The sequence below is a fragment of the Pelagibius sp. Alg239-R121 genome (assembly GCF_947331435.1).
Classification (GTDB): Bacteria; Pseudomonadota; Alphaproteobacteria; order Kiloniellales; family Kiloniellaceae; genus Denitrobaculum.
Genome location: NZ_CAMZOF010000003.1, coordinates 547673 through 572077, shown reverse-complemented (window position 1 = coordinate 572077; position 24405 = coordinate 547673). Strand labels below are relative to the sequence as shown.

The 24405-nt window shown below is 57.7% G+C and carries 19 protein-coding genes; 3 read left to right on the top strand and 16 right to left on the bottom strand.

Annotated features, from left to right (window positions below):
* Positions 1-56: 56 nt before the first annotated feature.
* From QMZ18_RS13015 to QMZ18_RS13000, 4 genes are all read right to left on the bottom strand, one after another.
* Positions 57-548 carry a hypothetical protein gene (locus QMZ18_RS13015; protein WP_282606723.1) on the bottom strand — a complete coding sequence of 164 codons (492 nt, stop codon included), beginning with the start codon at positions 546-548 and terminating at the stop codon, positions 57-59.
* A 12-nt stretch (positions 549-560) separates the two neighbouring features.
* Complete coding sequence (locus tag QMZ18_RS13010) at positions 561-2585, bottom strand: hypothetical protein (protein WP_282606722.1); 2025 nt, start codon at positions 2583-2585, stop codon at positions 561-563.
* A gap of 280 nt (positions 2586-2865) precedes the next feature.
* Positions 2866-4158: an adenylosuccinate synthase gene (locus QMZ18_RS13005; protein WP_282606721.1), complete on the bottom strand. Its 1293-nt coding sequence runs from the start codon at positions 4156-4158 to the stop codon at positions 2866-2868.
* Between the two features lie 2 nt (positions 4159-4160).
* Positions 4161-5336, bottom strand: a complete 1176-nt coding sequence (locus QMZ18_RS13000) for an ATP phosphoribosyltransferase regulatory subunit (RefSeq protein WP_282606720.1) — start codon at positions 5334-5336, stop codon at positions 4161-4163.
* 198 nt (positions 5337-5534) lie between these two features.
* On the opposite strand from QMZ18_RS13000, the gene QMZ18_RS12995 reads away from it, so the two are divergent.
* Positions 5535-6104: a paraquat-inducible protein A gene (locus tag QMZ18_RS12995; protein WP_282606719.1), complete on the top strand. Its 570-nt coding sequence runs from the start codon at positions 5535-5537 to the stop codon at positions 6102-6104.
* An 84-nt stretch (positions 6105-6188) separates the two neighbouring features.
* Here QMZ18_RS12995 and serA read toward each other — a convergent pair whose 3' ends face one another.
* The gene (serA, locus tag QMZ18_RS12990) at positions 6189-7766 is read right to left on the bottom strand and encodes a phosphoglycerate dehydrogenase (protein WP_282606718.1); all 1578 of its coding nucleotides are present in this window, start codon (positions 7764-7766) and stop codon (positions 6189-6191) included.
* A 100-nt stretch (positions 7767-7866) separates the two neighbouring features.
* A complete protein-coding gene (locus tag QMZ18_RS12985) occupies positions 7867-9045 on the bottom strand; it encodes a phosphoserine transaminase (protein ID WP_367575948.1) in 1179 nt (392 codons plus the stop codon).
* Positions 9046-9262: 217 nt separating this feature from the next.
* On the opposite strand from QMZ18_RS12985, the gene QMZ18_RS12980 reads away from it, so the two are divergent.
* Positions 9263-11038, top strand: coding sequence for an SLC13 family permease (locus QMZ18_RS12980; RefSeq protein WP_282606716.1), 1776 nt, complete (start codon positions 9263-9265; stop codon positions 11036-11038).
* Between the two features lie 25 nt (positions 11039-11063).
* Here the strand turns inward: QMZ18_RS12980 and QMZ18_RS12975 are convergent, their stop codons facing one another.
* Both QMZ18_RS12975 and QMZ18_RS12970 read right to left on the bottom strand, forming a co-directional pair.
* Complete coding sequence (locus tag QMZ18_RS12975; protein WP_282606715.1) at positions 11064-11849, bottom strand: PhzF family phenazine biosynthesis protein; 786 nt, start codon at positions 11847-11849, stop codon at positions 11064-11066.
* Positions 11850-11998: 149 nt separating this feature from the next.
* Entirely contained in the window at positions 11999-12190 is a 192-nt protein-coding gene (locus tag QMZ18_RS12970; RefSeq protein ID WP_282606836.1) for a DUF1127 domain-containing protein, read from the bottom strand.
* 139 nt (positions 12191-12329) lie between these two features.
* Between QMZ18_RS12970 and QMZ18_RS12965 the strand changes: the two genes are divergently transcribed.
* The gene (locus QMZ18_RS12965) at positions 12330-13727 is read left to right on the top strand and encodes a PLP-dependent aminotransferase family protein (protein ID WP_282606714.1); all 1398 of its coding nucleotides are present in this window, start codon (positions 12330-12332) and stop codon (positions 13725-13727) included.
* An 18-nt stretch (positions 13728-13745) separates the two neighbouring features.
* Here the strand turns inward: QMZ18_RS12965 and thiD are convergent, their stop codons facing one another.
* The 8 genes from thiD to tolB all read right to left on the bottom strand — a co-directional run bounded on the left by thiD (position 13746) and on the right by tolB (position 24373).
* Positions 13746-14555 carry a bifunctional hydroxymethylpyrimidine kinase/phosphomethylpyrimidine kinase gene (thiD, locus tag QMZ18_RS12960; protein WP_282606713.1) on the bottom strand — a complete coding sequence of 270 codons (810 nt, stop codon included), beginning with the start codon at positions 14553-14555 and terminating at the stop codon, positions 13746-13748.
* A gap of 41 nt (positions 14556-14596) precedes the next feature.
* Entirely contained in the window at positions 14597-15958 is a 1362-nt protein-coding gene (gene glmM, locus QMZ18_RS12955) for a phosphoglucosamine mutase (protein WP_282606712.1), read from the bottom strand.
* Between the two features lie 288 nt (positions 15959-16246).
* On the bottom strand, positions 16247-17314 hold the full coding sequence (gene folP / locus QMZ18_RS12950) for a dihydropteroate synthase (protein ID WP_282606711.1): 1068 nt from the start codon (positions 17312-17314) through the stop codon (positions 16247-16249).
* A gap of 85 nt (positions 17315-17399) precedes the next feature.
* Positions 17400-19334, bottom strand: coding sequence for an ATP-dependent zinc metalloprotease FtsH (gene ftsH / locus QMZ18_RS12945; RefSeq protein WP_282606710.1), 1935 nt, complete (start codon positions 19332-19334; stop codon positions 17400-17402).
* Positions 19335-19422: 88 nt separating this feature from the next.
* Positions 19423-20751 (bottom strand): tRNA lysidine(34) synthetase TilS, encoded by a 1329-nt coding sequence (tilS, locus tag QMZ18_RS12940; RefSeq protein WP_282606709.1) that lies wholly within the window; start codon positions 20749-20751, stop codon positions 19423-19425.
* A 123-nt stretch (positions 20752-20874) separates the two neighbouring features.
* Complete coding sequence (gene ybgF / locus QMZ18_RS12935; RefSeq protein WP_282606708.1) at positions 20875-21963, bottom strand: tol-pal system protein YbgF; 1089 nt, start codon at positions 21961-21963, stop codon at positions 20875-20877.
* 466 nt (positions 21964-22429) lie between these two features.
* Positions 22430-22948: a peptidoglycan-associated lipoprotein Pal gene (pal, locus tag QMZ18_RS12930; RefSeq protein ID WP_282606707.1), complete on the bottom strand. Its 519-nt coding sequence runs from the start codon at positions 22946-22948 to the stop codon at positions 22430-22432.
* 144 nt (positions 22949-23092) lie between these two features.
* Complete coding sequence (gene tolB / locus QMZ18_RS12925) at positions 23093-24373, bottom strand: Tol-Pal system beta propeller repeat protein TolB (protein ID WP_322097212.1); 1281 nt, start codon at positions 24371-24373, stop codon at positions 23093-23095.
* Positions 24374-24405: the final 32 nt, after the last annotated feature.

Here is a 24405-nt window from a genome sequence, read left to right as displayed (position 1 = left end):
ATTTCGAGAACGATCATCAGGTTCCAGACCTTCTTTTGTTTGCCCTACCCCAATGCCTACTCTACCTCAGGTTCAGCGGTCTCTTCTTCAGACTCCCGATAGGGTTCTGCGGTGACGGCCGCGACTTCATCGCCCCAGGTCGCAATAAGCTTCTTTTGCTTTGCCCTCAGCCCCAGAACCTGTGTCTTCGATGCGACCCCCTGGAAGTTGGAGATGATCGGCGGCATGATCCAGTAAATCAGCCAACCCAGGCCGGAAGCCATAAGAGCTGAGGCCCAGGAAAAAATGTCCGACATGCCGTCGAACGAAGCCTGAAACGTCTGTCCCTGAGACCATAGCTCAGCGATCGCCGGTATTGATCCCGCCAGGTTCATCATTCCCACCGTGACCACGAATTTCCGGCCAGGTGTCCCGTCCACAATAAATACGACCATCGTCGGCACCATCAGAACCACCAACAGCATACAAGTTGGCATCAAGACTGCGGCGACGGGTATCCCGAGCAGGATCCATGTCATCTTGTTGCTTTTTGCCGCTTCCGTGGCCATAAGACTGCTCCGTCAGCTCACGTAAATTAACGACATGACCGCGATCGAAACGCTGGCCAGAACCGAAGAAACAACTGCCGACGCCCGCTGACTAACAGCTGCAACGCGCGCCTTGGACGTCAACCCTCCCTCTTCGTGCCAAGTGATTTGACCGGCAATATACGCGAACTCCCGTTGTGCTTGTTCAAAGCCGGTGTCGTCCTGCCGACGAAGATCTTCGTTGTCCACAAGCCACAACAGTCCGGCGAGATCACCGCCCTTTACGGCGCCATCTATTCCCTTGGAGAGTTGCTCCCGGAAGCTGCGAAAATGATAGGTTTCGACGATCGGCGTAAGCAGCTGTGCAAACCACCGCGAGATATTTGGCAGAGACGCTGGTCCCACGGCGCGCTGAACCTCGGCATACAGCCGGAGCACCGCAATGTAGTACGATAATTTATCTTTTGGATCGGCGAGTTTATTGAGCAAACGTTCCGATAGGTTTTTCGAGCGCGCAGCGCAGAAAGCCGCAATATGCCGGTCAATCGGCTCACGATCGCCCACGCCGGATTCTGCGACGCGCTCCAAAGCCGGTAAGAGGTCTGGAATCTCGTTGACGAATTGGTCTTTAAGCAGCGGAGACAGACATGGCCAACCGGAGTTGCATTCATAAAGCGCGCGTTCCGGGCCGTAGCCGATCATCGAACGGTTTACGAAGGTTTCAATCATGTCGGCCTGGCGAATCCAGGGCACGAAGTCGGGCCGCATGGCAGGTTGGGACTCGATCCAGGACTTGTGCAATTTGGCGCGCACCACCTCGCAAATCATCTCCGGCAGATGTTCCTTGCCGAAATCGATCGCCAATGCCTGCGCCAGCCCGTCGAGCCGAGCACTGACTGTCTTGTATCGGATCGGCGCGGTATGATCGAGCGCAACCAAGACGCCCGATAAGGATTTGTCTTGGCCGCCACCGCCACTCTCGCCTGCCAGGCGGGACATACGACTGGCCTTTAAGATTGATGACGCGCGTTTATCATCCGACAGGCTGCGGCGAACCCAGCCCTCTAAAGCGTCGTCCCTGAGTTTGTCCTGAGCCTGCGCCCAATTCTGACCCATAGCGAAGGAAAGACCTGGCGCAGTGATATATTCCTCGCCCTCAAATTCGAAGGTTCGCGCAGCTTTAGGAGGAAGCGTGGCCTGTTTGGGACTCAGATGACGGCCGTTAGCCCAAAGTTCGAGATCGGAAATGCTCCAGCGTTCATGCGGATCGTCACAAAGGAGACCCCGCAGCGCTTCCATAAGTTTGAGTGAGACCTTCGAGGGTCCGACCAGTGTTGCATAGGATCCAACCGCGATCTTTGAAGCGACAACCTCATCATCGGACATATGCGCAATTGGATTGCCACCGCAGTTCAGAACGGCGATCAGGACTCCCAGAGCATAATAGTCATCGCTGACATAACCCGCGCCGCGTCCACTCGGGTTCGACATTGCCGCGTCGATGGGTTCGTAGATCACCGGTTGAAAGTAGCCTGCGGGCGTACTCACGCATTCACCAAGAATCATTTCCTGATTGCTGCCCGCGCTGATGAAGACATTGTCCGCCCGGATCGCCCTGTGGGCCATCACACGGCTGCCGATCTCCCGCAAAATGGACATCATCGGCAGTATGACACCCCGAATGATGTCATCTTCAGCGATTGGCTGGAAAGCGGCGTCCGGTTCCATTTGCACCCGATCACCGCGCGGCTGTTCAAATACGATAGCGAATTTGCGACTCTGGTCTCTGCTAAGCGTAATCACTCCAGACGCACGCGGCGTTAGGAATGCGCTCGATTCGACGTGAGACAGCGACCGGATTGCGTCTACGCGCGGCGCCAACTCGCGTTTGCAGATGATCGCAAACAGGTTGCGGCTGGGGTTCCGGGTGTCGTGCGCTGCCACAGCGTCGACACCGGGCGAATTAAGAAACGGCAAGGGCTGGTCAGGGTAAACTTCGTAGCGATTTGGTAGTTCGGTTCCTTGATCGCCTCCTCGCTTTACTGCCGTGTTCGCCATCTCGTGTTCGAGTCCTCTCCACCCACTGGCTTGAGCAATCCGATAGGATCCACCATCCAAACGCCGGGGGTCATCAGCTTCAATCATCCCACGAACGGCGAAGCCCGCGTGCAAGGCATCCAGCCTGCGCAGACATTACCGCTCCCGGAGAAAATTAACCTGAAGAGAACAAAAAGATAGTTAACGGCGACCTAAGAACTTCGCCTTACGGGCGATCGCTCTTGAATGGGGCGATCAAGAACATGATCCGCCCTTCAACCCATTGAAAGAAAAGCTAACTTCAGCCTTCGAAAGGATCGCGCACGAGAATCGTGTCTTCACGCTCCGGACTGGTGGAGAGCAACGCAACCGGGACCTCGATCAATTCCTCAAGGCGCCGGATGTACTTAACGGCCGTGGCAGGCAGTTCAGCCCAAGAACGCGCGCCCTGAGTGCTGTCGCTCCACCCCTCCAGATCCTCGTAGACGGGTTCGACCTTAGACTGGCTTGCGGACAGGGCCGGAAGATGATCCAAGACCTTCCCGTCAACGCGATAACCGGTACATACCTTAAGAGTTTCGATCCCATCGAGCACATCCAGCTTGGTCAGCGCAATACCGTCGATGCCGCCGGTCTTTGCTGCCTGACGCACCATAACCGCGTCGAACCAGCCGCAGCGACGACGCCGTCCCGTGACGGTGCCAAATTCATGACCGCGCTCGCCAAGGCGCTGACCGATCTCATCATCCAACTCGGTTGGAAATGGCCCCGCGCCGACGCGCGTCGTATAAGCCTTGGTAATCCCCAGAACATAGTCCATAGCCTTGGGACCGATCCCTGAACCTGCTGCCGCTTGGCCGGCCACGGTGTTGGACGAGGTGACAAAGGGATAAGTGCCATGGTCGACATCGAGCATCGCACCCTGCGCGCCCTCGAACAGAATACGTTGCCCACGGCGATCAGCCTGGTCCAATACATTCCAGACACGTTCGGCAAACGGCAGGATCCTAGGCGCAATTTCGAGCAGCGCAGTGACCAAACCTTCCCCGCTCGCCTCGGGCTGGCCAAGTCCGCGCAGGAGGGCATTATGGTGCAGCAACAGGGCATCAACCCGTTCACGCACCGTAGTCTCGTCCGCCAGATCGCAGAGGCGGACTGCGCGGCGGCCAACCTTGTCTTCATAGGCCGGGCCGATCCCGCGGCCCGTGGTGCCGATCTTTGCATCGCCGCGTGCAAGCTCACGCGCCCGATCGACCGCCGCATGCAGCGGCAGAATCAGGGTGACATTTTCGGCGATTTTTAGCGTTTCCGGCGTGACGACAACGCCCTGTTCTCGAATCCGCTCAATTTCTTCCAGCAGCGCCCAGGGGTCGACCACAACGCCGTTGCCGATCACCGAATGTTTACCCTGACGCACAATGCCTGAAGGCAGCAGTGAGAGTTTGTACACCACGCCGTCGATGACGAGGGTATGCCCGGCATTGTGTCCGCCCTGAAACCGCACCACCACGTCGGCGCGTTCCGAGAGCCAATCGACAATCTTGCCTTTTCCCTCATCGCCCCACTGGGATCCGACGACAACGACATTAGCCATGGTTACTCTTCCTCTGTATCAAGAATTGCTCTAACCAATTCGATCGCATCACCGTTCAACACATGGCTGCACAACAGCCGCTCCGCCTCGGCATGCGGGTCCTCGGCCTCATCCAACGCGCCGATAATGTTCCAGCCTTCGGACTGCAGAGATGCCACGCGCGTACTATCAGCGCCGATCGGCGTAAACAGACGGCGCACAGCAGCAGGCTTGGGCAGAGACCTCAGGACCGTATCCATGAAGAGGGTGAAACCTGTGCAGGATTCAGTCGAACCATCTTCAATTTCGGCGTCGTAACGGCCACCACGGCCCAGTTCACCCCTGACGTTTCGGGCGAATACGACGAAACTGATGCCGGTCTGGTATTCGAATCCCCGATGTTCTACCGGGTCAAGAGTCAGAGCAACGTCAGCCGCTTCAGCGCGGATCAAACCAACGACGCGCTTCAATCGGCTCAACTCTATGTCTGCAGCGGACGGCAGGCGCAGGGACTCCAGTTTTTTCAAGGCTTCATCAGCGGGTCCGGCAGCCCGCAGCAGAGCCAGGAAAGGCTCCGACCGATCACCGGCCAACTGAGCAACGCTGGCCGCGTCCTTGCGGTCCAGCGCTTCGCGAAGCTGCGACGACTGCAAATCGTCAAATCCCAGGTCTTTCGCAAGAGCGCCCACCAGCGGTGGCAGGTTGAGATCGACCGAGAGACCTTGAACACCGACCGCCTCGAGTGCACGGGCCGCGAGGAGAACGACCTCTGCATCGGCGCGTTCCTGAGATGCCCCGATCAGCTCGGCGCCGACTTGGCCGAATTGCCTCTCCGGTCTTAGCTGGCTGCCCTTTACCTGCAAAACCTGGCCGCCGTAACAAAGGCGAAGCGGGCGCGGTGCATTGCGCAGGCGTGTCCCGGCGATGCGCACAACCTGCGGCGTCATATCGGCGCGCAGCCCAAGCATACGGTGGCTCACGGGGTCCATCAGACGGAAAGTTTGCTGTGCAACAGCTTGCCCGGTGCCGGAAAGCAAGGCGTCCTCGAACTCCAGAAGCGGTGGTTTCACCCGCTCATAGCCCCAGCCCTCGAAGGCGCCGATCAGGCGCTCGACGACCCCCGCTTCATGGGCAGCCACAGGCGGAAGGATATCTTGCAGGCCCGCAGGCAGCAGTGCTTTATCACCAAGAGTGTTCATACGATCGCCATGGAGATTGGTGCAATCCTCACGAAACGCCGTCCTTACGAAATGCCGCAAGGTATCCTGCGTCTTCTGTTGACAGCCGGGAAGTGACTACTAGTTTTACCGGGCAACGGCAATTGGAAATCCACATTGCTTTGGAGACCTCGGCCAATCCCGCAAGACTTCTACTTATTGTCAACGGCTAATGACCTCATGGAATCTGAAATTCCACCTAACACCTCTCCCGAAGACGACAAAGCAGTGCTCCTGAGAGGAGATGCGCTTGCGGACCGGCTTTTGGGTCTGATGTTGCTGACGTCGGCAGCTTTGCTGGTGGCTGGTTGGTTCATGCCGGTCATGACTGTGCGGACCCTGATGATCTTTTACGACGAGGTTTCGATTGTCGAAGGCGCCCTTCGCCTGATCGAAAGCGGAGATTATCTTCTCGTGGCGATTATCCTGACATTCACTATCGTTTTTCCGGTCTGCAAGCTCATCCTGGCATTTCTGGTCTGGCGTCGTCCGGAAATCCCCCGTGGTGATCTGAGCCGAGCACTCCGTTGGGTCGAGCTTTTCAGCAAATGGTCCATGCTCGACGTTTTTGTCGTCGCGTTGGTGATCGTGATCGTCAAGATATCGCTGGTATCCGACGTCACAATCCATGCGGGCCTATACGTCTTTTGTACCGCAGTCGTGCTTTCCATGTTCACCGTCTGGCGCATCACTCAGCTCGCCCACCGCGAAATCCACAGGCAGCCCTCTTCAAACTCGCCCGCGCCCTAGAGTTTATCCAGGTCAACATAATCGCGGTTGGCGATCAGTCGTCCGGGTGCATGGATTCTATCCGCTCTAGAATATGGCCAGGCTCTAAAAGTGCAGTTGCTGGACCTGTTTGATGCTCGGCAGTCTCTTGAGTGTATCGATGACCGTGGGGTCCAGAGCCGCATCGAGCTCCAGAAGGGCTATGGCGTCGCCGCCGCGCTCCGCCCGCCCAAGATGGAAGGTTGCGATATTCACCCCGGCAGAGCCGAGCGCCATTCCAAGAGCGCCGATGAAGCCCGGCTTATCCTCGTTAGTGATGTAAAGCATGTGTGCTGCAAGCTCGGCTTCGATCTCAATACCTTTGATTTCCACCAGTCGGGGCCGATGACCGCCGAACAGAGTCCCCGCAACGGCCCGATCGCCGCGCTCTGTGGTCACGGAGACCCGGATCAGAGTCTGGAAATCACAATCCCGCTCGTGCTTGACTTCGGCAACGTCGATATTGCGCTCACGCGCAATAATCGGGGCGTTCACCATGTTGACCGATTCGAGCATAGGCCGCAGCAGCCCGGTCAGGATCGCCTGGGTCAGGGGACGGCAGTTCAGCGAAGCCACCTGCCCTTCGTACTCGATCGTGACGTTCTTGAGTCCGGTCCGGGTCAACTGGCCGGCAAAAGAGCCGAGTTGGTCGGACAGCTCCATATAAGGGCGAAGCCGGGCGGCTTCCTCAGCAGTCAAAGACGGCATGTTGAGGGCATTGGTCACGGCGCCGGTCAGCAGGTAATCCGCCATCTGATCGGCAACCTGCAGCGCTACTTTTTCCTGCGCTTCAGCAGTCGCCGCGCCCAGATGCGGCGTCGCAACGACATTGTCCATGCCGAACAAGGCATTTTCCTTCGCGGGCTCGTCTGTGAAGACATCAAGTGCGGCACCGGCGACCTGCCCCGATTCCAGTGCGGCCTTCAGATCATCTTCGACCACGAGACCTCCCCGTGCACAGTTGATGATCCGCACACCGGATTTCATCTTCGCCATGGCAGTGGCATCGATGATGCCTCTGGTCTGGTCGGTCATGGGCACGTGCAAGGTTATGAAATCCGAGCGAGTCAGAAGTTCGTCCAGCTCAAGTTTTTCAACACCCAGGTCTTCGGCCCGGTCCGGCGACAGGAAGGGGTCGTAGGCGACAACCTTCATGCGAAGTCCCTGTCCGCGGTTCGCAACGATCGCTCCGATGTTACCGCATCCGATGATACCAAGGGTCTTGCCGGTCAGTTCGACGCCCATGAAACGGGATTTCTCCCACTTTCCGCCCTGGGTCGACCGGTCTGCTTCGGGAATCTGGCGTGCCAGAGCGAACATCATTGCAATGGCGTGCTCCGCGGTCGTGATGGAGTTCCCATGAGGTGTATTCATCACAACGATACCGCGTTGGGTGGCCGCCGGAATGTCGACATTGTCGACACCGATACCTGCCCGTCCGACGACCTTGAGATTGTCGGCAGCGGCAATAACATCCGCAACGACTTTTGTCGCCGAGCGGATTGCAAGGCCATCATAATCGCCAATCTTAGCAATCAGCTCTTCAGGGCTGAGACCGACAAGGACATCGACCTCGATCCCGCGTTCACGGAAAATGTCCGCAGCGCGCGGGCTCAACTTATCTGAAATCAGTACTTTAGGCATTTCTCATTACCTCGAAAGGAGCCGCGCAGAAGGCTAGGCTTTCTGAAGTCTCACTCTTGCGCGGAATTTAGTGGATAGGAGGCGAGCGCGTTGCCGCGCCTCAGGCCGCCGCCTTCTGGGACTTGACCTCTTCGAAGGACCAATCCAGCCAGGGCAGCAGTGCGCGCATATCCTCAGACTCGACCGTGGATCCGCCCCAGAGACGCAATCCCGGTGGAGCATCACGATAGCCACCAAGATCAAACCCGACACCTGCATCCTCGACCTGCTTGGCAACCGTCTTTGCCACTACTGCCTGCTCATCTGACCCAAGGCTCTGGAACCAGGGGTCAGCAAATTTCAAGCAGATGCTGGTTGACGAGCGGATCGCCGGGTCGCCGACCAGGAAATCAACCCAGTCTCTTTCAGCGACCCATTCGGAGACCGCCTGCAGGTTGGCCTGCGAACGCGCTTTTAGAGACGCAAGTCCACCGATCGATTCTGCCCAACGCAGAGAGTCCAGTGCATCTTCGACACAAAGCATCGAAGGCGTATTGATTGTCTCACCCTTGAATACACCCTCGATCAGCTTGCCGCCTTTGGTCAGTCGGAAAATCTTGGGCAGCGGCCAGGACGGCGTATAGCTCTCCAGGCGTTCGACAGCGCGCGGACTGAGAACCAGCATGCCATGTGCCCCCTCGCCGCCCAGCACCTTCTGCCAGGACCAGGTAACGACGTCCAACTTATCGAACTGCAGATCCATCGCAAAGACCGCCGAGGTCGCGTCACAAATGGTCAAGCCGCCACGGTCGGCGGGAATCCAATCCCCATTCGGCACGCGCGCGCCGGAGGTCGTGCCGTTCCAGGTGAAGACGACGTCGCGGTCGCAGTCGACCTTTGTGAGGTCGACGATATCGCCATAGTCGGCTTCAAGGCTTCTAAGGTCGTCGAGCTTCAATTGTTTCGCGACATCGGTGATCCAACCCTTGCCAAAACTCTCCCAGGCGAGCATATCAACGCCCCGCGCCCCCAGGAGTGACCACAATGCCATCTCGACCGCACCTGTGTCAGACGCCGGCACGATCCCGATACGATAGTCTGCAGGGATACCAAGAATGTCCCGGGAGCGCTCGATGACTTCGCCCAACTTGGCTTTCCCATCCTTGGAACGATGAGATCGGCCCAGACTCGCACCAGAAAGTGCGTCGAGCGACCAACCTGGACGCTTTGCGCAAGGACCGGATGAAAACCTAGGATTACTGGGCCGAATGGCCGGCGTCATCAACGCCATCTGAGTCATCTCCTGATTTTGAATGATGAGAAAAGACGTCGCTTCTGTCGCAAACGCCCCCTAAAGTGTCGCGGATACTAGAGACCATGTTGCAGTGCGTCAATGCAGGTACGACGTTTCCCTCTCCACTGGTCGGACGGGGAATTAGCAGGTTAATGTCACCACTCTCTATGAGAGATGAAACATGACTCCACAAGCCAAATTCGGGAGAGACCTCGCGTAATCCATGAGCATGGAGCAATACTTCCTTTTTGCCATCATCGGGGCCGGACTCGGGATGTTCGCCTGGGGTCGGCTGCGTTATGACGTGGTCGCCATTCTGCTATTGCTGGCATCCGTAGCTACCGGCGTCGTTGCAACGGATCATGCCTTCAGCGGTTTCGGGCACCCTGCGGTCGTGACGGTCGCCGCCATCCTGATTCTTTCACGTGCGCTGCGGAAATCCCGGATCGTGGAAGTGATTTCCAGATTTCTCGAACCTGCCACATCAAACACATCGCTTCATGTTCTGGCCATGAGCGGCACTGCGGCGGCCTGCTCCGCCTTCATGAATAATGTCGGCGCGCTCGCACTGATGCTGCCGGTGGCAATCCGCAGTGCAAAGGAAACCCGGCGCCCAGTCAGCCGGTTCCTGATGCCCCTGAGTTTCGGCTCCCTGCTTGGCGGCCTCGCCACCTTGATTGGTACCCCGCCTAACATCATCATCGCCAACGTCCGGGCTGAAACCACAGGCCAAACCTTCGCCATGTTCGATTTCGCGCCGGTTGGACTGGGCGTCGCCATCGTGGGCATCATCTTCATTGCGTTGATCGGCTGGCGGCTTTTGCCGCACCGTGGCGAGGTCGCGGATTCTCAGGCCCGCTTCATGCTGGAAGACTACATTACCGAACTCCGGGTCCGTACCGGTTCGCGTTTTGTCGGTCGGCGATTGGTCGACCTTGAGCTCCTTGGACAAGGCGATATGGTCGTTGTCGCGCTCATCCGGCGCGAAGACCGGATGCTCGCTCCATCCGGTTTCCTGCGGCTGCAGGCCGAAGATATTCTGGTTGTCGAGGCGGACACCGCCACTTTGGAGCGGATCGCTGAAAAAGCCGAGCTGGAAGTGGAAGGCAGCGCCGAAGTCGAAACCGAGAATCTGCGATCGGAGCGGGTCGGCCTGATGGAGGCTGTCATCGTCCCGGGCTCGCGTCTCGAGGCACGGACAGCCCAAGGCATGCGATTGCACACTCGCTACGGGGTAAACCTGCTGGGCGTCGCCCGGCAAGGCCGGACGGTTGGGGAACGGCTTGGTCAAGTGCGGTTTCGCGCCGGTGATGTCCTGCTGCTTCAAGGGGATCGGGCCTCGATGCAGGATGCACTGACAAACCTTGGCTGTCTGCCCCTAGCACAGCGCGAAATCGGTCTGGGCCGGCCTAAAAGCTCGCCAGTTTCTCCTCTGATCTTCGGGTCCGCAATCGCGCTCGTGGTCTCGGGGACTGTACCAGCACAGATCGCTTTCGTGGCGGCTGCCGTTGCGCTCGTGATTCTTCAGCAGGTTAGTCTACGTGAGCTTTACGAATCCATCGATTGGTCAGTGATCGTTTTGCTTGGCGCCATGATTCCGATCGGCACTGCGCTCGAGACGACCGGAGGCACCATGGTCATCGCCGGTCCTATTCTGACTCTCGCCGACTCGATCCCACTCTGGGGTGTCCTGGTCCTTTTGATGGTCGTTACCATGCTGATATCGGACGTGATGAACAATGCGGCGACCGCGGTGCTCATGGCCCCGATCGGAATCGCAATCGGACAAGGGCTGGGAGTCAGTATCGATCCCTTCCTGATGGCTGTCGCGGTTGGTGCCTCTTCGACCTACCTTACGCCGATCGGACATCAGTCCAACCTTCTGGTGATGGGCCCTGGCGGCTACAAGTTCGGCGACTACTGGCGCATGGGCCTGCCGCTCGACATCCTGATCGTGTCGGCGGCAGTGCCACTTATCCTGCTGGTCTGGCCCTTTTAGGCCCAGGGGTCCGCAAAATCGTCGGTCAAACCTTAATGGTGCCGATCATATAGGGCGCGGCGCGACCGGAGATCAGAACGCGATCCCCTTTCAGTTCGACAATCAGTTCACCGCCCCGCGCCGAAATTTGACGCGCTGTCATCTTGGTCTTGCCAAGCCGTTCACTCCAATATGGCGTTAGAAGGCAATGGGCTGATCCAGTCACCGGATCCTCCGGAATCCCGTGCTTGGGTGCAAAAAATCGGGAGACAAAATCGCATTCCGTTCCTTCCGCAGTCACGATCACGCCGCGGGTCTCGAGACCGGCAATCTTGGCCATATCCGGCTTGAGTCCACGCACGGCTTCCTCGTCCTTGACGATGGCCATAAGGTCCATGCCGTCGAACGTCGCCTGCACCTCGGCATTCAGCGCTTCGCTGAGCAACGCCGGACAATCACAGGCTTCGCTCTTTAAAACCGGAAAGTCGAGTGTGTAGAGATCGTCGTCCCGCGTAACCTCCAGCCGTCCGCTTCGGGATTGGAACCCCATGGTCTTACGGCCGGGCTCCAAGTAGGTCGCGATCACATAGCTTGTAGCAAGTGTCGCATGACCACAGAGATCCACTTCGGCGCCCGGCGTAAACCAGCGCAGATGAAAATCCTCACCATCACGCACAAAGAATGCCGTCTCCGACAAATTGTTCTCCACTGCGATCAACTGCAGCAGCTTGTCGTCGAGCCAGCTCTCCAATGGACAGATGGCTGCCGGATTGCCGCCGAACACCGCACTGGTGAAGGCATCAACCTGATAAAGAGTAATTTCCTGAGCCATTCCGGCACTCCTCATTGTCACTCTACAAAAATTAATACCACTGGCATCTGCTCACAAAACCCGGCTTTCCGGTTTAAGGCCGGTTGGAGTGAGATCGCAACGTGGGATACAATTTCGGTTATTGTCTCCCACGTTCGCCTGACACTCAATCATGCGCGCCAGAAAGGTTTGCCGGCTTCACGGTGAGCGGCCACCCTGGATACCCCAATATCCTGCAGCTCGTGATCCTCCAGAGCTCGGAGCTGTCTACGCTGGACTGCCCTCCGAACAAAGGTTTCGATCAAACCAACATGCCCGTTTGTGCCAGTCTTAAAGGACCCTGCAAACAGAGTTCTTGGCATTGACGTTAAGGGCGAGAGCCCAAAGTGTGGTAATATTGTACTCATCATTCTCTCCTTTGAATCGATACAATTTCCTCCCCGATTCAATAATTGTATTTATGTATTGCATACGAACGTAGTCAATGTAATTATTGTCACCATGACAAATTGGCAACCAGATATCGATGATCGGAGCGGCCCGCGCTATCTCGCTCTCGCAGACGCCTTGTCCGACGACATTGCATCGGGACAACTCAACGCCGGTGACCGTCTACCCACGCACCGGGATCTGGCATGGCGTCTAGGCGTCACAGTCGGGACAGTCAGCCGTGCCTACGCGGAAGCCGAACGGCGAGGATTGACCAGCGGCGAAGTCGGTCGAGGCACCTATGTTCGTGGCGCCACGGCAGCGATGAACCATGTACTCTCAAGCAAAGAGCAAGACGACGAAGATACGGTTCACATGAACTTCGCCTTCCCGCCCCCGGGATGTGAAGCTCAATACATACCCGAGATCCTCAACAGCCTGGCACGCGACCCGCAAACCGTCTCGAACTTCGGTTATCAGCCGCAGGGCGGTTCGTGGCGGCATCGTATTGCCGGCGTCCGCTGGATCGAACAAAGCGGCCTGGCGAACGTGGATCCCGAGCGGGTCGTCCTGACGGCAGGCGCACATCATGGGATGACGGTTGCACTCTCCGCAATCACCCGTCCCGGTGACCGGATTGTCACCGAGGCTTTGACCTATCCCGGTATTCAGGCAATCTCGCGTGTGCTCGGATTGCGCATAGAAGGCTTGCCTCTCGATGCGGAAGGAATCATTCCTGAAGCCTTTGAAGCTGTGTGCCGCAACAATGACATCAAAGCGCTCTACTGTGTGCCGACCTGTCAAAACCCGACCACCAAGACCATGTCGGCAGCCAGGCGCGACGTCATCGCGGAAATTGCTCTTAGATTCGCGGTTGCCGTTGTGGAAGATGACGTATTCGGCCGCTTCGTGGAAAGTCCGCCAACACCAATAGCTGCGCTGTTACCGGATCTCGGATACTATGTGACCAGCCTGACCAAAGCCGTGGCACCCGGCTTAAGGGTCGGTTATGTCGCAGGCCCCCGGTCGGCAACCGACCGTCTGACCAGTGCCATACGGGCGACCTGCTGGATGGCTTCCCCCCTTACGGCAGAGATCGCCGCGCGTTGGATCGAAACTGGTATTTCAGAAGAAATTCTTACCAGCCGCCGACGTGAAGGACGTCAACGCCGCGCCATTGCCTTAGACGTATTGTCTGATTGGGACATCGATTGCGCCGATGACAGTACCTTTATGTGGCTGCATCTGCCGGACCCTTGGCGCTCCAGTGATTTCGCAGCTGCAGCCGCAAAGCGGGGCGTAACCGTCACGTCAGCAGAGGCTTTTACTGTCGGACGGCGGGAAACACCGCACGCGGTACGAGTCTGTTTCGGTCAGCCCGCGAATCAGAAAATTTTAAGAAGCGGCCTTGAAACGCTAAGTCAAATCCTCCGCAGCGAGGCGTCGGATTTTTACTTGGCCGTGGTGTAAACCAATCCCCGGGGAATGTTAGGACGCCTCGAACCCCGCGAAGGTGTGGCCGTGATTTACGGGCCCTTGTCCACCGCCCAGACCGGGGTTGGTCCGAATCGCTTCGTGAAGGTAAGCGCGCCCGCGTAGCACGGCATCCTTCAGTCCCATCCCTTGCGCCAGACTGGTGGCAATGGCCGAGGCCAGCGTGCAGCCTGTACCATGAACGTGCGGCGTCTCGATCCTCTGGCTTTCGAAGGTTTCGATACCCTCCTCGCTCGCCAGAATATCGGATACGGTTTCGCCCCCCTGCATGTGTCCGCCTTTAAGCAAAACGGCCTTGGGGCCAATCGTGTGCAGCATCGCAGCCGCCTGCAACATTCCGTCGATATCGCGGATCGTCATACCGGTAAGCTTCTCGGCCTCGGGGATATTCGGTGTCATGACGCTCGCTCGCAAGGACAAACGCCGGGTCAATGTCTGAACCGAACCGGGATCGAGCAGACTGCTGCCGGACTGAGATACCATGACCGGATCAACAACGATCGGAATGGATGGATCCAGTTCATCGATGATATCCGAAACGGCGTCGATGACTTCGGCGTTGTGAAGCATGCCGGTCTTAATGACGTCAGTGCCGATATCATCCAGTACGGCTCGCATTTGCTGCTGAATGAACGCAGGCTCAACACCGACAACTCCCTCGACGCCACGCGTATTCTGCGCGGTCAATGCCGTGATAGCCGTCGTGGCGAACCCGCCAAGTGCGGTCACCGTCTTTATATCGGCTTGGATCCCGGCCCCTCCGCCAGAGTCTGAACCGGCTACGATCAGTACGCGTGCCGTCACAACACGTCCCCTCTCACTTCACTGTCCTTTTTAGCTGCAACTTAAGCGGCAGCTTCCTGAATGGTCGTAACGATGTCACCAACGACCCTATCGATCAGCGACTCGTCTTCGCCTTCCGCCATCACGCGAATCAAAGGCTCGGTCCCCGACTTGCGAATCAACAGGCGTCCGCTGTTTCCGAGAGTCTGTTCTCCGCTCTGGATCGCCTGCTGAACCATATCCAACGATAAGATCTGATCGAGGCTACCGGCGACCTGAAGCCGGACATTGCGAAGTAACTGCGGCAAGGGCTCGAACACCTGCAGGACTTCACTCGCCGGCCGGCCGTCCTGAACCAGCGCCGCGAGAACCTGAAGCCCCGCAATCAAACCGTCACCCGTTGTCGTATAGCGGCTGAGAACGATATGCCCCGACTGTTCTCCGCCAACGTTGTAGCCGTCGTTCCGCATACGCTCGACGACATTACGGTCGCCTACCGGCGTGCGAATCAAATCGATCCCGATGGTTTGCAGGTATCGTTCCAGTCCGAGGTTAGACATAACCGTCGCCACAACGCCATTTTTGTCGAGCAGACCGGATTGGTTCCAAGAGCGGGCAACCAGTGCCATCACTTGATCACCGTCAACTACACGGCCCTGTTCATCGGCCAGGATGACGCGGTCGGCGTCACCGTCAAGCGCCATACCGAGGTGTGCGCCGTGAGCAACCACCGCTTCCTGCATGTTGCTGGGGACGGTCGCGCCGCAATTACGATTGATGTTAAATCCATCCGGCGTCACGGCGATCGGTATGACCTCGGCGCCAAGTTCGTAGAGAACCTTTGGGGCCACACGGTAAGCCGCGCCATTGGCACAATCGACCACGATCTTGAGACCGTCCAGGCGCAGGGGCCGCGGAAAGGTATTCTTGACGAACTCGATATAACGGCCGAGCGCATCCTCCATCCGTTGGGTACGTCCCAGTTTATCGCTGGGCGCCAGCGCGGCAGTACCGCCGCCGCCGGCAACCCGTGCTTCGATCGCGCGCTCCACATCGTCGGAAAGCTTAAAGCCGTCGGGCCCGAAAAGCTTGATTCCATTGTCCTGATAAGGATTGTGCGACGCCGAAATCATCACGCCGAGATCGGCACGCATGGACCGGGTCAGCATTCCGACGGCCGGTGTCGGCAGCGGGCCGAGCAAGACCACTTCCATCCCCATAGAGGTGAAACCGGCAGTGAGAGCGAACTCGAGCATATAGCCCGAGAGGCGGGTATCCTTGCCGATCACCACTACATGGCGGTGATCGCCACGCCGGAACTGCGCAGCGGCCGCCTTCGCAACGGCAAGAACCGTTTCAGCGGTAATGGGTTCGACGTTTGCCGTTCCCCGAATTCCATCAGTACCAAATAAGCTTCGTGTCATACGATTTTCCATTTGCGTACTAATCTTATAACCATTGTCACTTCCTGAACTCAACCGTCCTGCATCAGGGTTCCCTCGATAATCGGGATATCGCTGGAGCGACATCCAAATCGTCAGCAAACCATGGAACTCAAACGTTTCGCTTTGCACACGGGTAAGCGTAAATCTGTTTCTAGTTTAACAAGTAAGACAGCGATTCTCGTTCCCGGTGAATCCCACTGAGAACGCCCCTACTCCAAGGGCGGAACCTAGGTTTTTAAGCCGCGTACGACTAAAATTCCCTTTAATTTATGGCGATTCTTCGATAGCGCGCCAAACTGCGATCATCTGTAAAGTCTCAGCAACATCATGAACTCGGAAAATCTGGACGCCCCGTGATAGGCCAGCCGCGACTCCGGCAAGGGATCCGAACAGCCGGTCCTTCGGCGCCTCGCCACGCGAAAGTCTGGCGATAAAACTCTTCCGGCTGAGTCCCAGGAGAATTGGCGATCCCAAGGCGTGAAAGAGGGTAAGCCGGTCGAGTAGAGTGAGATTGTGCTGGAGGTTCTTGCCGAAGCCGATGCCGACGTCGACGGCAATGGAGCCGCGCTGAATCCCGGCATCAACGCAGTTTTCAACCCGCCGTTCGAGATAGTCGAACACATCCAGCGCTACGTCCGCATAAGTAGGGTTTTTCTGCATGCTGCGCGGATCGCCTTGCATGTGCATCAAAATGACAGGGATACGAGCGTCGGCCACAAGGGATAAACTATCCGGGTCCCCTTCCAGCGCCGTCACATCATTTACGATTGCAGCGCCAGCGTCGATCCCCGCATGCATTACCGCTGCATGCCGCGTATCGATGGACACCCGCGCCCCGGCATCGCTGAGAGCTTGGATAACGGGAACAACACGTGCAATCTCTTCCGCCTCAGAAACCGGTTCTGCACCCGGCCGGGTCGATTCTCCACCAACATCAAGAATAGCTGCGCCGGCTTCCCACATCGCCAGACCGTCGGCGATAGCCCTACCGGCGTCAAGACGATCACCGCCATCTGAAAAGCTGTCGGGCGTCACATTAACGATACCCATGACGGCAGGGCTATCCATGGGAAGTCCTGCGAAAGGTAAGCGGGTTGCCGTGAGGCGTTCCAAAACCGTTTCGAGTTGTCTGCCGCCGCCTTCTTCATTGGCCGCAAGCCAAACAGCCAATTGCTCAAGCGTTAAGCTTTCCGATTCGCTGTCGCCTTCGGCCTCACGTAGGAGCACTTCGCAGCGATCGAAAAAACGGCCTGATCCGGCGAGAGGCTTCGCGACCCCATGTCCGTCAGAATGGGAAAAGGGTGCCAGAGGGCGTAGATAGAATTTTCGAGACATCGACTCGTCTAGCTGGAAGCAACAAGCCCCGCCGTTTTGGCAGGGCTTGTATCTTTACGCAATGGTAGAAACCAGTGCCGGGTGGTTAACTGCCCGGCTGAGGCTCCGGCTCGAACCCGCCTGGCGTTTCCTTGCCCGAATTACTTGCCGGCTTGCCGCTCGAAGGTACCGAAGAACGCCCGCCGGTGGCCGATCCACTGTCAGCCTCGTCACCCCGATCGATCGATTCGCCGCGCAAAATTGCCTCGACCTCGTCGCCGGTAATGGTCTCGTATTCCAGCAGCGCTTTGGCAACGTCGTGCAGGCCCTGCGTGTATTCGGTCAATACGGCCCGCGCCTTATCTTCCGCTTCTTCGATGAAACGCCGGATTTCTTCGTCGATCATCTTTGCAGTCGCACCGGAAATCGTCTGGCTTCGCGCCACCGAATGACCGAGGAACACTTCTTCCTGATTGTCGACGTATCGGAGACGACCGAGCTTATCGCTCATCCCCCACTCGGCGACCATGGCCCTGGCAAGATTGGTCGCGCCTTGAATATCACTCGCGGCACCTGACGAAACATACTCTAGGCCATAAATCAGTTCTTCAGCGATCCGGCCGCCGTAAGCAGTTGCCAACTGTGCCTTCATTTCACGGAACTTAAAGCTCAGTTGATCTCGTTCCGGCAGGAACATCGTCACACCCAACGCACGGCCGCGTGGAATAATCGTCACCTTGTGAACCGGATGATTACCCGGAACATTGAGGGCAACGATGGCATGCCCCGCCTCGTGATAGGCGGTCATTTCTTTTTCTTCCTCGGTCATGACCATAGAGCGCCGTTCAGCACCCATCATGACCTTGTCCCGCGCTTTTTCGAAATCGTCCATCGTGACCACGCGCTTTCCAGAGCGCGCCGCCAGCAAGGCGGCTTCGTTGATCAGATTCGCGAGATCGGCACCCGAGAAGCCCGGTGTCCCGCGCGCGATTGTGCGTGGCTCCACGTCGGGCGCCAATGGCACCTTGCGCATATGGACCTTAAGGATCTTTTCCCGGCCCAGAATATCTGGGTTCGGCACGACGACTTGACGGTCGAAACGGCCAGGGCGCAGCAATGCAGGATCCAGCACGTCCGGACGGTTGGTCGCCGCGATCAGGATCACACCTTCGTTAGCTTCGAAGCCATCCATCTCGACCAATAGCTGGTTGAGGGTTTGCTCGCGCTCATCGTTACCACCACCCAGACCGGCGCCGCGATGACGTCCGACAGCATCGATTTCGTCGATGAAGATGATACAGGGTGCATTCTTCTTGCCCTGCTCAAACATATCGCGGACGCGGCTGGCGCCGACACCAACGAACATCTCGACGAAGTCGGAACCGGAGATGGTAAAGAAGGGCACATTGGCTTCGCCGGCAATGGCGCGTGCCAGAAGTGTTTTACCGGTACCGGGAGGTCCGACCAGGAGACAGCCTTTCGGAATTTTGCCGCCCAGGCGCTGGAACTTTTGCGGGTCGCGCAGAAAGTCGACGACTTCTTCGAGCTCGACTTTCGCTTCGTCGATGCCGGCAACATCGTCAAACGTGACCCGGCCCTGCTTTTCGGTCAGCAAGCGCGCTTTACTTTTGCCAAAGCCCATGGCCTTGCCGCTGCCGCCTTGCATCTGCCGCATGAAGAAGATCCAGACGCCGATCAGCAACAGCATCGGGAACCATGAGATCAGGATCTGCAAAAGCGGATTTGCTTCGTCTTCGGGTGCCGCATCAATGCGCACATTCGCCTTTTGCAGACGGTCCACCAGGCTGGGGTCATCAGGCGCATAGGTTTCGAAGTTTCTGCCCTGGCGGGTTTGCCCGGTAATGTGCTGGCCCTGGATTTTTACTTCCACCACTTCACCGGCATCAACACGATCGACGAACTCGGAAAAGGCGAGCGTTTCCTGGGGACCTCTGGTCGGCGATCCCTGGAACACATTGAACAAGATGATCAAGAGCAACACGATGACTATCCAAAGTGCTGCATTGCGGCTGAAATTCACTGGGCGTGCCTTCCACTCGGTCGAATTCGTTGCATAGGGCGAAGCTTTTCAGCGCCCTCTTTAGCTAAAAGATAATAGGCTTCCTCGCCTAAGCAACCGTAAAGGCGACTCCGGTAAGGGAATTTCTTGACCGGAAACGGCACTTTTCAATCAGGGCGCGATGAACACCCTGTCGAAAGTATCCTAAGTGGGGTGCAGAAGCCACCCCCTTGTCGTCCCAGAACGCCGGGACAGCATCGCCTGCAAGAGGCGGAAAACCTAGGTTTTCCGGTTGAACGGACCTACGAATTGCAGACCATCCATCACGCCCCAACGGACCAATTGTCAAATCCCCTGAGACCGTGGAAAAATTAACGCTCACGATGACGTCAAAACGGCCGTCCCAATGGAGCAAACAGCCTGGTTGGAGCAGAACTGGCGCAAGATGCCGATTTTCACGGCATATCACCAGGTTCTGGCGCCATGGCAGCAGACGACAGCCCGACAATGTTGCACCGGTGGTCAGGCCGGCACTGATTTTTCCGTAAAGAGAGTCCAGACGCTCCAATCTGGGGCCATAATCGCCGCCGGAAAAGGTGGTGAGTATTCTCGCCAGGCAGCGCAGAGCAATATCCTTCGGCAACGCCTGCAAAGGCGCCGGATCGACCAATGCGATACCAGCAGGATGGACCGATACGCTCCGGGCCAGCGCCCTAGAGACTGCCGCTTCGGCACCCGTGCGGGCCTCGCCAAGACGTTGTGCGGTTTCTGCCAACTTCGACGCGGGCAGCCCTTCCGGCGCTAAGGCCGGCAACAGAGTGCGAAAGCGCGTTCGTTCGTATTTCAGATTTCTGTTGCTCGGGTCTTCAACCCACTCGATCCCGCGCATTTCAAGTGTCCGTACAAGACGCGCCTTAGGAAGGGTAAGAAGCGGGCGCAACACGCGATAATCGGGCTGTTCCTGCAGCAGCGTCATCGCCGCCAGACCATAGAGCCCGCTGCCACGCGACAAGCGCATCAGGAAAGTTTCGGCCTGATCCTCCTGGTGATGGCCCAAAACCAGATTCAAGATTCCCTGTTCAGCACAGTACTCCGCGAGGAGACGATAGCGGGCCTGCCGCGCAGCCGACTGTAGATTGGAACTGGGTTTCTCTCCGGTCCATGACAGGGCAACACTTTCGATCCCCATCTCCGACAAGCGCCGCCGGACCAGCGCCGCCTCATCACTTGATTCGGGACGCAGACCATGATCGACAACGACTGCTATGGCGCGCCCGGACAGGGCGTTGGCCCAGTCATGAACCAGCACAGCCGCACCCATGGAATCAGCGCCACCGGAAACCGCAACGGCAACAACCGGGCGGCGCTCGAAGGGTCCAAACGGCGCCATCAGAGCCGCAAACTCTTCACTGGTAATCGGGCTGATCTTAGATGCCATCAAGCGCTTGCCAAGATTCCAGGTTACACACGACCTTGACCACGACGACCCTTCGTCAAAGACGTATTGTCTCAGGCAGCTGTCAGTCCTGGTCCGCGGGCTCCTTCGATCACCCGATAAGCGTTAAGAGCAGGAGTACCGCTGTTGCTCTTGCTTAGTCCGCCGCAGAACAGTGGCAGCGGCCTTGGGATAGCGCTTGATCAGTTCTGCGAAGGTACCACAGGCATCGGCACTATTGCCGAGAGCCCCCAACGACATCCCGAGCTTTAAAAGATTGTCCGGTGCTTTGGAGTTATTTGGATACTGTTGGTAGGCTTCAGCGAAGATCACTGCCGACTGCTGATAATCACCGCGCACATAGTGCGTTTCACCCAGCCAGTACTTGGCATTGCCGGCCAATGCATCTTCAGGGTGCTGTTCAACGAAGGAACGCAATGCCTGTTCGGCCTCGTCATACTGCGCCTGTCGCAAGAGGCTGAAGGCGTAATTGTACTGTTCCTGTGGCGAACCGGTCGGTAAAGCAGCCGTCTGCGCAGTGCCGCTTGCAGAGGCTCCAGCCGCTTGCCCCTGGGCTCCGGCATTTCCAGCTTGCTGGCCCTGGAATTTTTGCAGGTCTCCCTGGCTGATCGTTCCCAGAGTACCCGGCGCGCCGGCTTGCGTCGTCGCCGTGCTACCCGCCGTGCCACCGGATGCGGCCGTCGCCGCGCCGGCAGCCGCAAAATTTGATGCGCCCGCATCGCCAGACGCACCTGAAGTAGTCGCGCCGCCATCAAGACGCTGTTCAAGGTTTTGGAGCCGAAGATCGACATCTGCCACAAGACTGTCGAGCCGCTTGTCGACCTTATTGATCTTATACCCGAACTGCTCGATCTGTCCGGTCAGGGAGCGCAACTCCGATTCGAATTGGGACAAGCGCAGCTCTATCCTCGCCGCCTGGGTTCCTGAAACATCACCCCCGGCGACTCCAGCGGCGGCGCCTGCTGCCGGCGCCTCACCGCGGAAGACCTGCCGCTGTAACGCGGACAGTTCGCGCTGCAGGCGTTCGACCTGCGCATTGAGCGATTCCTGTGCGTTCACGGTCACGGGAAGTGACACTGCGGAACCAAGTGCGAAGGCGCCAGCCAGCACCAAAATGCCGGCCGCTCGCTGCAATTGGCGCCAGGCAGTCGATTTGCGGTAAACGCTTGATAAGGGGTCGTTGATCATTTTCATAGTCTTCATCCGCCCTAATCGCATTTGATGCAAAACGATTCATTCCGAAACGATTTGATCCAAATTACCGGGCAACATTTCCTTGAAGCCAGATCAAACCGCGTTCAATGAGGTCGATTGATCGCAGATTTTTCCAGCGAGTTCAAAACTTGGACGCCGAACCACGTTCTTGAATTCACCGCTCAAGAACGGCCTCTTTCCGGCACAGTTTTCCTGCGTCTCACGCAACGCAGCCTGCTTTCGTCTTGCCGCATCCAAATCCTGCCGTTACCGGCCCAGGTGTCAAATGCACGGCAAGCATCGAGAACTTCAAACCGGAAGCTCAACAACTTAGAGCCAAATTTCATGTCAGAAATATGGCGAGCTGCCGGAACAGGCCGCGAACCTATCCACAGAAACAGCAACGCCCGCCCCCGAAATTTGACAATCGGAGGCGGGCGAAACCAGCGTCGGATGAAACCGAAACTTAGTTGACTTTGAACACGCCGCGGCGGTTCTGAGCCCAGGCTTCCTCGTTCGAACCGAGAACGGCCGGCTGCTCCTTACCGAAGCTGACGGTCTGTACGCGGTTCGGGCTGACGCCCAGCGCAACCAGGTAATCACTTACCGAATTTGCGCGGCGCTCACCGAGAGCCAAGTTGTATTCGCGCGTTCCGCGCTCGTCCGCATGCCCTTCAACAGTCACGGTCGCAACCGGATAGCTGTTCATCCAGACGGCAACCTTCTCGAGGACTTCACGGCTGTCTGCCGAAAGGTCGCTTCTGTCGGTGTCGAAGAACACCCGGTCACCGACATTCACGGTCAGGTGTTCCTGGGTTCCAGGAGTCGGGCCTGCAATCGCAGTCGACTGCACAGGTGCAGTACCCTCCGTCGTCGGCGCAGTTGCCTGACCGCTGTTACCGCTTGTTGCGGCAGTTTCATCGTCGCTTGCACAAGCACTCAGCAGCGCAGCTGCCGCAATGAGAGTGAGGAACTTTAAACGCATATTGTGCCCTCTCGAGACATCCCCGGAATCCATTGGACAAGGTCAGGCCTGCTACCGGTCTTCATTGAGGCCCCCTTAGAAAGAATACATCCCCCAGCACCGGTTAAGCACCGGTAAAGTTTCGTGGAATATACCGGCCACAACCTATTGAATCAAGGGGGACCACGCCGGGTCGGACCCATCGATCGGAGTCGTGACCTCGCGTTCGTTGAAACCGGTCAAATCTATGGTAAAGAGTTTCGTATCCTGTTTGCCCCGCGCGTCCGCCGGCATCTGCCGGTAAAAGGACAGCACACGACCGTTTGGCGCCCAGGTTGGTCCTTCGACCAGAAAACCCTCGGCCAGCATACGCTCTCCACTGCCGTCAGGCCGCATAACGCCTATGTAAAAGGTCCCCCCGCTCATACGGGTGAAGGCGATCAGGTCGCCGCGCGGCGACCACACGGGCGTGGCATAACGGCCTTTGTTGAACGAGATCCGCTGCACACCGGAGCCATCGGCGTTCATCACGTAAAGTTGTTGCGATCCCCCTCGATCGGAATTGAAAACAACTTGTCGCGAATCCGGTGAATAAGACGGCGAAGTATCGATGGACGGGTGCCGTGTTAAACGTGTGACCTGCCGCGTGCGGAGGTCCATCGTGTAAATTTCCGTGTTGCCTTGCTGTGCGAGCGACATCACGACGTTGTTGCCGTCAGGGGAAAAACGAGGCGCAAACGTCATACCCGGGAAATCGCCCAGGACTTCCTGCTGTCCGGTATTCAGGTTCAAAAGATAAACCCGCGGAACCCGCTTTACGTAGGCGAGATAGGTGATCTCCTGCAGAGTTGGCGAGAAGCGCGGCGTGAGAACCAGGTTGCTGCCGTCGGTCAGGAATTGATGATTGAATCCATCCTGGTCCATGATCGCCAGCCGTTTTTGACGCCGGTTTTGAGGCCCGCTTTCCGCCACGTAAACGATCCTGGAATCGAAATAACCTTCTTCACCCGTTAACCTCTTATAAACGTTGTCGGCAATGATGTGTGCGACGCGGCGCCAGATCGAGGGTGGCACGGTATAGGCAAAGGCCGTGAGCTGCCCTTCACCGAAAACGTCCCAGAGACGAAATTCCACCCGCAGCCTGCCGTCCTGTTGCAGCTGCGCGCTGCCGCTGACCAGGGCCTGTGCGTTGATGACACGCCAATCGCCGAAGCGCGGTACGTTTCTCAATGCCGCAGGGTCCTGAATAAAGGCCCCTTTGTCGATTGGCCGAAACAGACCGGAGCGCTCCAAATCGGCTGCAACGACCTCGGCGAGGTCGTGACCAATCAACTGCTCTTCCGGCGTGGCACCGTAAAAATCAGATACCGCAATGGGCAAGGGTTCTACGAAGCCTTGCGTGATATCAACGTTAAGCTGCGCCCTGGCGGGCTGTATCTGCAGCATGGTCACCGCGGTGACAGCGAAAACGCCTGCCA

Bases quoted from the DNA above. Each gene is read 5' to 3' on its own strand.
- QMZ18_RS12970 (WP_282606836.1), bottom strand. From the start codon at position 12,190: ATGCCAAGAACTCTGTTTGCAGGGTCCTTTAAGACTGGCACAAACGGG.
- tilS (WP_282606709.1), bottom strand. From the start codon at position 20,751: ATGGCATCTAAGATCAGCCCGATTACCAGTGAAGAGTTTGCGGCTCTG.
- QMZ18_RS12995 (WP_282606719.1), top strand. From the start codon at position 5,535: ATGGAATCTGAAATTCCACCTAACACCTCTCCCGAAGACGACAAAGCA.
- glmM (WP_282606712.1), bottom strand. From the start codon at position 15,958: ATGACACGAAGCTTATTTGGTACTGATGGAATTCGGGGAACGGCAAAC.
- QMZ18_RS12975 (WP_282606715.1), bottom strand. From the start codon at position 11,849: ATGGCTCAGGAAATTACTCTTTATCAGGTTGATGCCTTCACCAGTGCG.
- ybgF (WP_282606708.1), bottom strand. From the start codon at position 21,963: ATGAAAATGATCAACGACCCCTTATCAAGCGTTTACCGCAAATCGACT.
- QMZ18_RS13010 (WP_282606722.1), bottom strand. From the start codon at position 2,585: ATGGCGAACACGGCAGTAAAGCGAGGAGGCGATCAAGGAACCGAACTA.
- QMZ18_RS13005 (WP_282606721.1), bottom strand. From the start codon at position 4,158: ATGGCTAATGTCGTTGTCGTCGGATCCCAGTGGGGCGATGAGGGAAAA.
- tolB (WP_322097212.1), bottom strand. From the start codon at position 24,373: ATGCTGCAGATACAGCCCGCCAGGGCGCAGCTTAACGTTGATATCACG.
- serA (WP_282606718.1), bottom strand. From the start codon at position 7,766: ATGCCTAAAGTACTGATTTCAGATAAGTTGAGCCCGCGCGCTGCGGAC.
- folP (WP_282606711.1), bottom strand. From the start codon at position 17,314: ATGTCTCGAAAATTCTATCTACGCCCTCTGGCACCCTTTTCCCATTCT.
- QMZ18_RS12985 (WP_367575948.1), bottom strand. From the start codon at position 9,045: ATGACTCAGATGGCGTTGATGACGCCGGCCATTCGGCCCAGTAATCCT.
- pal (WP_282606707.1), bottom strand. From the start codon at position 22,948: ATGCGTTTAAAGTTCCTCACTCTCATTGCGGCAGCTGCGCTGCTGAGT.
- QMZ18_RS12965 (WP_282606714.1), top strand. From the start codon at position 12,330: ATGACAAATTGGCAACCAGATATCGATGATCGGAGCGGCCCGCGCTAT.
- QMZ18_RS13015 (WP_282606723.1), bottom strand. From the start codon at position 548: ATGGCCACGGAAGCGGCAAAAAGCAACAAGATGACATGGATCCTGCTC.
- QMZ18_RS13000 (WP_282606720.1), bottom strand. From the start codon at position 5,336: ATGAACACTCTTGGTGATAAAGCACTGCTGCCTGCGGGCCTGCAAGAT.
- QMZ18_RS12980 (WP_282606716.1), top strand. From the start codon at position 9,263: ATGAGCATGGAGCAATACTTCCTTTTTGCCATCATCGGGGCCGGACTC.